Below are 12,084 nucleotides of genomic sequence, written 5' to 3'. Positions count from 1 at the left end.
CCCCCTGTCTCCGTCCGGAGTGATATCCCCACCGAGGGTGAGGCCCACCCGCGGGATCGGGCGCCGATGGGCACGGTGGCCGGAGCGCGCGTCCTTCCTCATGAACGGACCCTCCCGGTCGGGGTCGAGCTGTCCCGTTGCTGGCCGCCGGTGCCGGCTTCGGCCGGTGCCGTGGGGAACGTGGCGTGTACGTACCACCCGCCGCCGGGCCGCGGCCCTACGGAGAGGGTGCCACCGAACACGTGCACGCGCTCGCGCATGCCGATGATCCCGTTCCCACCCGCCGGTGCGGGCGGGGCGGCCTCCACAGGGTTGGCCTTGCCCGCGCCGTCGTCGGTGACGGTGACATGCACGGCGGCGGCGTCCCGCTCGACCGACACGTACGTGCGGGCGCTCGTGCGGGCGTGCTTGAGCACGTTCGTCAGGGCCTCCTGCACCACCCGGTGCACGCCGAGGGCGAGGCCGGCATCCAGGTCATCCAGGTCGTCGGCACGTTCCACGCGCACGTCCAGGCCGGAGGCGCGTACCCGGTCGACCAGGTCCGTCAGCGCGTCCACCCCGGGCTGCGGCTGCAACGGCTCGGTTTCGGAGTCGGGGTTGCGCAGCACGTCGACGAGCCTGCGTAGCTCGGTGAGCGCCGATCGGCCGGTCTCGGAGATCGTGTCCATCGCGCGGCAGGCGGCGGCCGGATCGGAGTCGATCGTGTAACGCGCTCCGTCCGCGTGCACCACGATCACGCTGACCGAGTGCGCGACGATGTCGTGCAGCTCGCGAGCGATCCGGCCGCGCTCGTCGGCCACCGCGAGCCTGGCGAGGTGGTCGCGCTCGGATTCGAGCAGCTCCAGGCGCGCCTCCAGCTCGGCCTGATAGGCCCGGCGCGCACCGAGGAACTCCCCGAGCAGCCAGCTGAATACGTACACCCCGATGGAGAACCCGATACTGAGCATCCACCGGTCGCGCTCGACCTCCACGAGGATCTGTACGACGCTGGCTGCCGAGAGGACGGCGACGTAGAACGCCGCGTGCCGCCTGCCGACGTAGACCACCAGCGTGTAGACCGCGATGCCGGAGGTGACGATCGCCGCGAGAGGCAGCTCCAGCGCGGCGTGCACCGCCCCGGTGACGAGCACGACGTAGGCAACGGTGACCGGGTGGCGACGGCGGAACACGATCGGCAGCACCGTGGCGAGCACCACGGGCAGCGTCACGTACCACCGGGCGCGCTCCGGGCCGTTGAGGTAGATGCCGATGTCGAGCACGGCGATCAGCAGTGCCACGGCGCTGTCCCCGGCCATCGGATGCGCGCGCATCCACAGACTGAACCGACGCATGACCCGAACACTAGGCCGGGTGCTCACCCCACCGCGTCACCCCGTGGGACCACGACGGCTCGGCCCCCGGGTTGATGCGCGGAGTCTGGTGACGTGCGTTGGGTGCAGGGTCCGGCACATGACCAGCCGAGGGGAGGATCCGGCGCGTCGTGCGCGTGCGTGGCAGGATGCTCTCCGAATGAGCGAGCGTGTGCCGGCGAGCCCGCGGGCGCCGGCACGGGTACGAACCGTTGGGATGGGGGCGTTGACGGCCGTGACCGAGCAGCCACGTCTGGCCGGGCCGCTGTCGGCGTCGGTTGCCGACCTCTGCAGGCGGTTGCGGCCGCAGGTCGGGGCGCGCACCGCGGCAGGGTTCGACGAGGTGTTGCGCAGGCTGGCCTCGCCCCTGCAGGTCGCGGTGGCCGGCCGGATCAAGTCCGGGAAGTCGACGCTGGTGAACGCGTTGATCGGGCGCAGGGTCGCACCGACGGCCGTCGGTGAGTGCACGCGCCTGGTGACCCGTTTCCGGTACGGCACCGTGGATCGCGTCGAGGTGGTCCGTACCGACGGCTCCACCCAGGTCCTGCCGTTCTCCTCGGACGGGATGATCCCGGAGTCGCTCGGCGTGGAGCTCGACACGGTCTCGCATGTGGAGGTCTACCTGACCAACGCGATCTTGCAGGGCATGACGGTCATCGACACACCGGGGCTTGGCTCGCTGGACGCCGCATCGGCGCGCCGCACCGAGGAGCTGCTCGCGGGTGGCGAAACGGGCAGCGACGGTGCCGGCGGGGACGACGGGGTCGGTCCTGGCACGGGCGAGCTGGACGAGACCTCGCGTAACGCCGTGGCGGGCGCGGAGGCGGTGCTCTACGTCGTCACGCAGCACGTGCGTGCCGACGACCAGCAGGCGCTGGCCGCGTTCACCGCGGCGACCGCGAACGCCGAAGCCGGTCCGGTCAATGCGATCGCCGTGCTGAACAAGGCCGACACCGTCGTGCCCGACTCGGTGGACGGGGCGGGCGGCGACGTCTGGAAGGCCGCGTCGTTGCTCGCCGAGCGGCAGGCGACCGCGCTGCGCCCGCGGGTGGCCGACGTGCTGCCGGTGGTCGGTCTGCTCGCCGAGTCGGCCGAGTCGGGCGGGTTCACCTCGGCCGACGCCGAGTCGCTGCGCCTGCTTGCCGGCCTGGCCGATGAGGACCTCGAGACGATGATGATGTCGGCCGACATCTTCACCGCATGGGAGTGCGACGTTCCCGCGGGCACGCGCGCCCGGCTGCTCGAGCGGCTGGACCTGTACGGCATCCGGCGGTGCGTGGACGCCATCCGAAGGCAGCCGGACATCACCGCGGGCGCGTTGCGCAGGGTCGTCCTGGACGCCTCCGGGCTGGAGGCGGTGCGCTCGCGGCTGGACACGGTGTTCGCCGCGCGCGCGGACGGCATCAAGGCCGCGGCGGCGCTGGCCTCGGTGACCGCGCTGGCCGACTCCTCGAACGACCCTGTCGAGCGGTCCAGGGTGCACGACGCCATCGAGGTGCTGCTCGCCAGGCCGGAGGCCCACCAGCTGCGCATGCTGGAGGCGTTGACGCTGGTCGTCTCGGGTGCCGTTGAGATGCCGCGGGACCTCACCGACGAGATCCTGCGGGTCGGTAGCAACGCCGACACCGGCGAGCGGCTGGGCATGCCGGGCGCGGGCGCCGCGGAACTGACCGAGCACGCCCTCGAACGAGCAGGCTGGTGGCGGTCCTTCGCCTCGTTCGGTGCCACACCCGCGCAGGGCCGGGTCGCGCACGTCGTGCACCGGACGTACTTTCTGATCTGGCAGCAGCTGCGTGGCAGCGGTACACAGGGCGGGTGATGGCCGCCATGTCGCCGTCGTTCCGGAGGAGGGCGCGGGTGCCCGCCTCCACAGGGCGCGCCGAGCGGGTCGAGCGAGCTGGCGGAACCGAACCGGCGGCCGCTCCGTCGGAGACGGACATGCGGCAACTGGAGAATGACCGGCGTGCGTTGATCGAGCTGTGCCTCTACGCGATCGACCGGGCCCGCAGTGGCGGCGTGGCCGGGCGGCTCGAGGAGGGGCTGGCCGGGGTGGGGGTCACCGCGGTGCGGCCGGACGGTGCGCGGTTCGACCCCGGCGTGCACGAGGCGGGTGGCACCGTGCCGACGGTGGACCCCATGCTCGACGGGGTGATCGCCGAGACGGAGGTCGCAGGATTCGTGGACGGGGAGACCGTGCTGCGCGTCCCGGTCGTGACGGTGTACACCGTCGATGGGAGCGCGGCGCGGTGACGGCCCCGTTCTTCACCAAGCCGGACCTGGCGAGCCGGCTCGAGCAGGCCAGGGACGGCCTGCTCGAGGTGCTCACCGAGCTCGACGCGGACGCGGCCCGCTGGGTGTCCGACACCGCGAGTAACGCCGCCGGAAAGCCCTCGGTCGTCGTGGTCGGCGAGACCAAGCGCGGGAAGAGCTCCCTGGTGAACGCCCTGCTGGCGCAGCCGGACCTGTCGCCGGTCGACGCCGAGCAGGCCACGGCGACGTACCTGCGTTTCGACCACGCCGAGTACTGGCAGGCACGGGCGTGCTACCCCGGCAGCCATCCGGAGCTGCCCATCGAGCTCGACGATCTGGTCAGCTGGACGTCCGCGGCGCACGAGCTGCCCGCAGGGCAACTCCCTCCCGAGTACGTCGAGGTCGCAGGGCCGTGCCTGCTGCTGGAGCGGTTGACGCTCGTGGACACGCCCGGCGTGGGCGGGCTGGACTCGATGCACGGCGAGCGCGCGATGCGTGCCGCTTCCGCGGCGACAGCCCTGCTGTACGTCGTGGACGCTTCCGCCCCGTTCACCTCGACCGAGATCGACTTCCTGACGCGTACGGCCGACAACGTCGAGACGGTCCTGTTCGTGCTGTCGAAGACCGACTCCTTCCGCGGCTGGCGGCAGGTACTCGAGAACGACAGGGAGCTGCTGCGCAGGCACGCGCCCCGGTTCGCCGAGGCCGAGTTCCACGCGGTGTCGGCGCTGATGTTCGCAAGGGCCGCGTCGGCACCGAACGAGAAGGCCGCACGGGTGCTGCGCGAGCAGTCCGGCATCGCAGGCCTGCAGGAAGCCCTGCAGCGCCTGGTGGTCGGCCGCGCGAATGTGCTTGCCGAGGCCAACGCGTTGCGGGCGGCGTTGACGGCACTGGACGAGCAGGCAAGCGTGCTCGAGGGGACGCATCGCTCGCTGTCCTCCGGGCAGGACGAGGCGCAGGCGTTGCGGGAGCGTCGCGATGAGCTGGGCGCCCAGCGGCGGTCGTCGACGAAGGGCTGGCAGGTGACGCTGCGCAGCGGGATCCAGCGTGCCAGGCTGGAGTGCAGCCACGAGGTCAGCCGCCGGACGCGCGACGTGCAGTCCTGGTTCCGCCAGCAGGTCGACGCCTCCGACCGGGACGCGCTGGCAGCCCTGCCGCAGGAGGTGGACGCCGCCCTCCACGTGCTGTCCGGCCAGCTCTCCGAGCTGCTGGGGCAGCGGCTGAACGAGGTCACCGAGACGGTCCTCGCGGACCTGTTCGCGCCGGACGAGCTGCGGGTCGTGCGCTCCCGGTTCGCCAAGGGCACCCATCCACAGGTGGTCGTCCGTCCCCCGGACAAGCGCCCGCCGACGGCGGAGGACAAGCTGCTGGTGTTCATGGGGGTGTCGGGCGGTTTCGGCGCCAGCAAGATCGCCGCGGCGCCGCTCGCCGGGATGGCGCTGTTCAACCCCGTCGTGCTGCCTGCGACCATCGCGGTCGGCCTCGGCGCCGGGTGGTGGATGGCTCGTACGCGCAGGCACGCCGCGGACAAGCAGCACATGAAGCAGTGGTTGACCGAGTCGATCGCGGAAGCGCGGGCGATGCTCGACCAGCTGGTCTCCGAGCAGATCATCGACGCCGAGCAACAGCTGTCGCTGGCGCTGGACGACGCTCTCGGCAAGCGCATCGAGGCCATCGACGCGGAGTTGGCCGAGGTGGACAAGGCGTTGAAACTCAGCGCGCAGGAACGTTCCAGGCGGCTCGGTGAGGTGTCCAGGCAGCTCAAGGCGGTGACCGACGGGCAGGAGCGGGCGAGGAAGCTGCTCGGCTCGCTCGCCTGAGCGGGGTGGGCAGGAGCGGTACGGGGCCGGTACGGAACGCACGGACGCGGCCTTGGCCGGGGAACCGTGGCGGCTTACGGTGAGTCCAAGGATCGGACCGCGCCCACCGGCGCGGGCTACTTTCCGACGGGTATCTGCGAAGGGGGGCCAGGCGATGTACATCGACGAGTCCGGCGGCACCGACGAGGTCGCGACCTCGGAGGACATGACGGTCACCGTGGACGGCGAGGAATACACCACCGAGATGAACCTCGACTCCAGCGGGGACGGCGAGTACGACACGGTGCTCGTCCGTGAGGAGGACGGTGCCCGGGCGTTCGTCGACACCGACGGCTCCGGTTCGGCAGACGAGTATGTGGAGCTGGACAGCCAGGGCCGCCCCGTCTCGGTCGCGGCCTACGACGAGGCCTCCGGGGAGTGGGTGGCGGTCGATCCCGGCACGCAGGCGCCTGCCGCGGACGAGACGCAGACCGGGACGGACGGCCCGATGACCGCGGAGTTTCCGGACGGCCGGATCGAGGTCGGGCCTGCGACGGTGGACACCGACCACGACGGCGAGCCGGACACCGCTGTCGTGGAGGAAGCGGACGGCACGGCGTACTACTTCACCGACTCGACCGGCGACGGGCAGGCCGATGTGGCGGTGGTCGTCGCGCCGGACGGGTCGTCGACGGTGCTCGAACACACCGGCGACGGTCAGTGGATCGAGACCGGCGAGTCGCGGGCTCCCGGCACGACGAGCGGTTCCGGGGAGAGCGGTTCCGCCGCGAGCGGTGTGGCGGCCGTCGACCCCGCCAGCGGGCAGTGGGTCACCCGGTAGCGATTCTCACCGCGCCCGCAAGGGTGTGATTGCACACAACTCACCGCCCTGTGCGGTGTCACCCGTTCAGCGAGTTGGAGCAATCTGAATCGATTCCCTTATCGTTCTTGTGAGAGAACCGACAGGACACCCCCCAGCCATCGGCGCTTAATCCGGCTAGTCTCGAAGGATCCCGCAATCGAGCACCCCGTCGCGGTAACCGACCTTCGACGGGGGCGCGAAGTTATTCGGTCGCCGGCAACGAAGCCCGCGCCAGGACAGAGACGTCCTGGGGCGGGCTTATCGCGTCGGAGTCAGGAGATTGAACGAGATGACTGCTGTAGCCATCCCGGGACTGGACAGCGCTCCCACGACACACAGCCAGGTGCTGGAGTGGGTGCGTGAGGTCGCGGAGCTCACCACGCCTGATCGCGTGGTGTGGATCGACGGCTCGGACGAGGAGTCGGAGCGAATCAACAAGAAGCTTGTCGACGCCGGCACGTTCGTCCCGCTGGAGGGCAAGCCGAACTCCTACTGGGCCGCGTCCGACTCCAGCGATGTGGCGCGTGTCGAGGAGCGGACCTTCATCTGTTCGCAGTCCGAGGCTGATGCCGGGCCGACGAACAACTGGATGCACCCGGACCAGATGAAGGCGACGATGACCGAGCTCTACCGGGGCTCGATGCGCGGCCGGACCATGTACGTGATCCCGTTCTGCATGGGCCCGCTCAGCGACGACAACCCCAAGCTCGGCATCGAGCTCACCGACTCGGAGTACGTGGTCGCGTCGATGCGTATCATGACGCGCATGGGGTCGGCGGCACTGGAGAAGTTCTATGCCGACGACGGCAGCGAGCGTGGCTTCGTCCGCGCGTTGCACTCCCTTGGTGCGCCGCTCGAGCCAGGGCAGGCCGACGTGCCATGGCCGTGCAACGACACGAAGTACATCACGCACTTCCCCGAGGAGCGCCTGATCTGGAGCTTCGGCTCCGGCTACGGTGGTAACGCGCTGCTCGGCAAGAAGTGCTTCTCGCTGCGTATCGCTTCGGCGATCGGGCGCGACGAGGGCTGGCTCGCCGAGCACATGCTGATCCTCAAGCTGATCTCGCCGGAGAACAAGGTCTACTACATCGCCGCGGCGTTCCCCTCGGCGTGTGGCAAGACGAACCTGGCGATGCTCGAGTCCACCATCCCCGGCTGGCGGGTGGAGACGCTCGGCGACGACATCGCGTGGATGCGGTTCGGCTCGGACGGCCGCCTCTACGCCGTCAACCCGGAGGCGGGGTTCTTCGGTGTCGCGCCGGGTACCAACTGGAAGACCAACCCGAACGCGATGCGCACCATCGAGAAGGGCAACTCGGTCTTCACCAACGTCGCGCTGACCGACGACGGCGACGTGTGGTGGGAGGAGATGGAGAACATGCCCTCCCACGCCACCTCGTGGAAGAAGCAGGACTGGACCCCGGACTCCGAGGAGCCTGCGGCTCACCCGAACTCGCGGTACTGCACGCCGATGTCGCAGTGCCCCATCCTGGCTCCCGAGTGGGACGACCCCAACGGCGTGCCGATCTCGGCGATCCTGTTCGGTGGTCGCCGCGCGACCACGGTGCCGCTGGTCAACGAGGCGCGGGACTGGCAGCACGGCACGTTCCTCGGCGCCACGCTGTCCAGCGAGAAGACCGCGGCCGCCGCAGGCAAGGTCGGTGAGGTGCGGCGTGACCCGATGGCCATGCTGCCGTTCATCGGTTACAACGCAGGGGACTACTTCCAGCACTGGATCGACACCGGCAAGAGCGCCGATGCCACGAAGCTGCCGAAGATCTTCTACGTCAACTGGTTCCGTCGCGGCGAGGACCGGCGGATCCTGTGGCCGGGCTTCGGCGAGAACTGCCGCGTGCTGAAGTGGATCATCGAGCGGATCGAGGGTAAGGCCGCGGCGACCGAGACGCCGATCGGCTGGGTGCCCAGCGCCGACCAGCTCGATCTCTCCGGTCTGGATGACCCGATCGAGGATATCGAGGCCTGCCTCGAGGTCGACCGGGACGAGTGGCGTGCGGAGATCCCGCTGATCGAGGAATGGTTCGACAAGATCGGCGACCGGCTGCCGACGTCGTTGCGGGACGAGCTGGAGGCGCTGAAGCAGCGCCTCGGCTGAGCCGGCTGACACGGTGTGGGCCCGGGGACGCGTCCCCGGGCCCACACGTGTGTCGGGCCCGGCAGGCGGCGGCCCCGGGTGCTGTGGGTAGCGCGGATCGAGTTGTCCACCCCTTGTGGATAATTCTGTGCACAAGGGGTGGAGGCACTACTCTGTTGGGATGGCGAGTGGCGCGTGCTCGATGACGTGCGTCACGTTCCCTTTCCTCGCAGCTCGCGGCGTGGTGCCCGGCGGTCACCGTGCCGCGCGGGGTTCGGGGAGCGGGGTCCCCTTGCAGACCGAGTCCTGCGGGGTGGCGTCGTGGACGAGGTAGTCCTCCACAGTGCGGTCCACACACCGGTTGCCGCTCGCGTAGAGCCCGTGGTCACCCTCGTCGACCACGGTGAGCATGGCGGAACCCTCGAAGGCGCGGTGCGCGCGGCGCGCGCCCTCGATCGGGGTGGCCGGGTCGGTTGTGGACTGCACCATCAACACCGGTGGGACTCCCTCGCCGGTCGGGGTGGGCAGGTCGACGGGCTCGCCGTCCCAGAAGATGCATGGCTGGCTCAGCCATCCCCAGCCGAGTAGCGGGTACTGCTCACCGAGCCGCGCGGACTCCTGCCGCACGCTGTCGCGGTCGCCCTTCCAGTCCGTCTCGTTGCACGGGATGCTCCAGAAACTCGCGGTGGCCGCGTCGTCGTACTCGCCCGGGTTCGCCGCGTTGTCTCCGTCCGGCGAGGTCTCTGGGTGCACCGTGAGCGGGCGCGGGCCGCGTGGCGGGTTGGGGATGCGTACGGAGGCGAGCGTGCGGCGCGCCTCCGCGCGCTCGCCGGGCCCTGCCTGCTCTCCGGTCAGCGTGCGTGTCGCGGTGAGGAACTCGGCGAGCCCGGGGAAGGCGCTCTTGCCGTACATCGACCCGATGATGCGCTCGTCGAACCTGGCCGGTCCCACCGTGGTGCCGTCGATCTCGACCGGTTCGTCCTCGAGCTGGGCACGTACGCGCTCGTAGATCGCCCTGGCCTCCTCCGCGGAGCGGCCGTACCCGTACACGTCGTGGTGTTCGGCGATCCACGGCAGGAAGTCCTGCCGCCAGCGCCGCTCGAAGCCGCGTGGCTGCCGCCGGAACGACTCCTGCCAGTCGGCGGTGAACTCCACGCTGGAGTCCAGGACGAACCGGTCGGCCCGTTCCGGGAAGGCTTCGGTGTAGTGGGCCCCGAGCCAGGTGCCCGCGGAGTACCCGATCCAGCTGATCCGGTCCCTGTCCAGCAGCTCGCGGAGGAGGTCGATGTCGCGGACCGTCTGCCGGGTGTTGACCAGCGGGCCGAGCTCGCCGGAGTGTCGCTGGCACGCCTCGGCCGCGTCCTCGGTCGCCCGCAGGATGCGGTCGATGTTGGCCGGGCTGCGGTCCCTCGGGTCGAGCGGGTCCAGGTCGGCCGTGGCGCCGTTACACGTGATGTTGGTGCTCATGCCGGTACCCCGTGGGTCGAACCCGACCACGTTGTACTCGGCCCGCAGCGTGTCCCGGTCGGCGAAGTGTGCAGGGAACGCGCGACCCGGCCCGCCGGGGCCACCCGGGTTGGTCAGCAGTGACCGGTCCGCATCGCCGCCCGGGGACGGGAGCCTGCTGACGGCGATGGTGACGTCGTCGCCCTCGGCGGGCGCCGTCCAGTCCTGTGGCGCGGTGTACTCGGCGCACTCCAGCAGCTCCCTCGCCTCCTGGCGTGCGTCCGGCAGGTCCTCCTCGGAGCAGGGGCGCCAGTCGAGTGCCTGTGCCGTGTACCGCTGCGGCACCGGCGGCTGACCGGTGTCCGGTACCGCCGGTGTGGCCACGGCGGGCACCGTGGCCGAGAGAAGGGCGCCCACGGAGCCGAGCGAGATCAGGACGGCGGGGCTGCGTCGGGGCATGGGTCCTCGCTGCGAAGGTGATCAACTGCGCGCGGTCAGGTGGTCACCTTACGCATCGGGACGGACCCGGCGGGCAACTCGGGTCGCCTCGTTGCCGGGCCCGGCATCGCGGGACGCCCCCAAGACATGGGAAACCCCGTGACGCTGCCAGGTCGGGGGTCCGCCAGCACCACGGGGTTATCCTGAATATCGACGCCGGTCGCGCTCGCGTTACACGCTGAGGATTATGTGATCTAGATCACTCTCCTGGGCTGCCCACGCCGGGGTCGTGACTCGGCTGCCGCGAGGAGCTCCTGGCGTACCGTGGCTGTCGCGGCGAAGTTGATCGACCGGTCGGCGGCCCGCTGGGTGCGCTTGCGTGCGCGACGCGCGCGTAGCTGGGCTGCGAGGTTCATCGGTTACTGCCCCCTTGTATGCAGTTGTGGTTGTTTCCGACACCTACTATTATCCGGTCCTTCGCGCGGAGGTTCCAGCTTTTGTCCGGTGATATCAAGCACTGACTGATGAATCATCGGTCAAATTGTATGTGACCCGGACAATATTTGGTGGATCACAGTTTCGCCGTGAGGTGCCGTGCCTGCGACCCGTCGGCGCGGTGGTCCGCGATGCGCCGTGTGGCTACTCTTCGGCCCGGGTACGCAGGTAGTGGCCGAAGTGCGGCACCGTGAAGGCGATGTGGCCGCGCTCGGAGGAGTAGACCAGCCCCTTCTTCATCAGGCTGTCCCTTGCCGGGGAGAGCGAGGACGGCTTGCGTCCCAGGTAGACGGCTACGTCGGCGCTGCTGGCGGGCTCGTCCCGCCCCTCGGTCAGCTCGGCCATCGCGCGGAGGTACTCGCGCTCGGCCGGCGTGGCGCGCTCGTAGCGCGAGCCGAAGAACCCCACCGCCAGCTCCGCCTCGGCCTCCGGGGCCGCCACCCGGACGTCCTCGACGGTGATCGGGTCGGCAGGGGCGGCGTCCCATGCGGCCTTGCCGTAGGCCTGCACGAAGTACGGGTACCCGCCCGACATGTCGAACAGGGTGTCCAGGGCGTCCTCCCGGATTCCTGCTTCCTCCCGTTCGATGGGCGCGAGCACGGCGAGGTCGGCGTCGTCCCGGTCGAGGCGGTCGATGCGGGTGTAGCGGAACAGCCGTTCGGAGTAGGACTTCGACGCCGACAGCACGGTCGGCACGTGTGGCAGCCCCGCGCCGACCACGACCAGCGGCGCGCCGGACTGGGAGAGCTCGTGGCAGGCCGCGCACAGCGCGGAGACGTCCCCCGGGCCGAGGTCCTGCATCTCGTCGACGAGCACGGCCACCCCCGTGCCGACATCGGCGCCCAGCTCAGCGACGTCGGTGAGCAGCTCCACGAGGTCGATCTCGATGTCGCCGGAGTCGGCCCGCCCCTGGGCGGGGGGAACGTCGATGCCGGGTTGCCAGCGGTCGCGCATACGCGCGTCGGACCGGTTGGCGCGCAGGGCGAAAGCCTTGAGAACGCCGAGTACCTCGTCGATGCGTTCCGGCGCGCGGTGGCGTACGGCCAGGTCGCGGATCGCCCGGTGCAGGGCTGCGGACAGCGGCCTGCGCAGGTCGGCGTCGGGCCGCGCCTCGATCTTGCCCGTCCCCCACCCGCGGCGCATGGCCATCGAGCGCAGCTCACTGAGCAGGACGGTCTTGCCGACCCCGCGCAGCCCGATGAGGACCAGGCTCCGTTCCGGGCGTCCCTTGGCCACCCGCTCGAGGACGACCTCGAAGGCCTTGAGCTCCCGCTGCCTGCCCGCCAGCTCGGGCGGGCGCTGACCGGCACCGGGGGCGAACGGGTTCCGCACAGGATCCATGTCTGGCACCGT

At 70.4% G+C, this 12,084-nt stretch carries 9 protein-coding genes; 5 read left to right on the top strand and 4 right to left on the bottom strand.

All coding sequences use genetic code 11. The annotated features are described in order from the left end of the window. Positions 1-98: 98 nt before the first annotated feature. Positions 99-1,331, bottom strand: a complete 1,233-nt coding sequence (locus CHB84_RS00230; protein ID WP_342743898.1) for a sensor histidine kinase — start codon at positions 1,329-1,331, stop codon at positions 99-101. A gap of 235 nt (positions 1,332-1,566) precedes the next feature. On the opposite strand from CHB84_RS00230, the gene CHB84_RS00225 reads away from it, so the two are divergent. The 5 genes from CHB84_RS00225 (at position 1,567) to CHB84_RS00205 (ending at position 8,373) form a co-directional block, all read left to right on the top strand. Then, positions 1,567-3,168: a dynamin family protein gene (locus tag CHB84_RS00225; RefSeq protein ID WP_089299405.1), complete on the top strand. Its 1,602-nt coding sequence runs from the start codon at positions 1,567-1,569 to the stop codon at positions 3,166-3,168. After that, positions 3,168-3,599: a nucleotide exchange factor GrpE gene (gene grpE, locus CHB84_RS00220; RefSeq protein ID WP_141134533.1), complete on the top strand. Its 432-nt coding sequence runs from the start codon at positions 3,168-3,170 to the stop codon at positions 3,597-3,599. The genes CHB84_RS00225 and grpE overlap by 1 nt, the downstream gene beginning before the upstream one ends. Continuing rightward, positions 3,596-5,419: a dynamin family protein gene (locus CHB84_RS00215; protein WP_089299404.1), complete on the top strand. Its 1,824-nt coding sequence runs from the start codon at positions 3,596-3,598 to the stop codon at positions 5,417-5,419. Before grpE ends, CHB84_RS00215 begins: the two co-directional genes overlap by 4 nt. 154 nt (positions 5,420-5,573) lie before the next feature. Continuing rightward, the gene (locus tag CHB84_RS00210) at positions 5,574-6,239 is read left to right on the top strand and encodes a hypothetical protein (protein ID WP_089299403.1); all 666 of its coding nucleotides are present in this window, start codon (positions 5,574-5,576) and stop codon (positions 6,237-6,239) included. 310 nt (positions 6,240-6,549) lie between these two features. Then, on the top strand, positions 6,550-8,373 hold the full coding sequence (locus CHB84_RS00205; RefSeq protein ID WP_089299402.1) for a phosphoenolpyruvate carboxykinase (GTP): 1,824 nt from the start codon (positions 6,550-6,552) through the stop codon (positions 8,371-8,373). Between the two features lie 234 nt (positions 8,374-8,607). Here CHB84_RS00205 and CHB84_RS00200 read toward each other — a convergent pair whose 3' ends face one another. The 3 genes from CHB84_RS00200 to CHB84_RS00195 form a co-directional block, all read right to left on the bottom strand. Further along, positions 8,608-10,257 (bottom strand): alpha/beta hydrolase, encoded by a 1,650-nt coding sequence (locus tag CHB84_RS00200; RefSeq protein WP_089299401.1) that lies wholly within the window; start codon positions 10,255-10,257, stop codon positions 8,608-8,610. Between the two features lie 233 nt (positions 10,258-10,490). Then, positions 10,491-10,652 (bottom strand): hypothetical protein, encoded by a 162-nt coding sequence (locus tag CHB84_RS22640; protein ID WP_176439720.1) that lies wholly within the window; start codon positions 10,650-10,652, stop codon positions 10,491-10,493. 223 nt (positions 10,653-10,875) lie between these two features. Further along, complete coding sequence (locus tag CHB84_RS00195; RefSeq protein ID WP_089299400.1) at positions 10,876-12,072, bottom strand: ATP-binding protein; 1,197 nt, start codon at positions 12,070-12,072, stop codon at positions 10,876-10,878. Positions 12,073-12,084 lie beyond the last annotated feature (12 nt).

Source organism: Haloechinothrix alba, assembly GCF_900188115.1.
Taxonomy (GTDB): Bacteria; Actinomycetota; Actinomycetes; order Mycobacteriales; family Pseudonocardiaceae; genus Haloechinothrix; species Haloechinothrix alba.
This window is presented reverse-complemented; position numbering and strand designations above follow the sequence as displayed.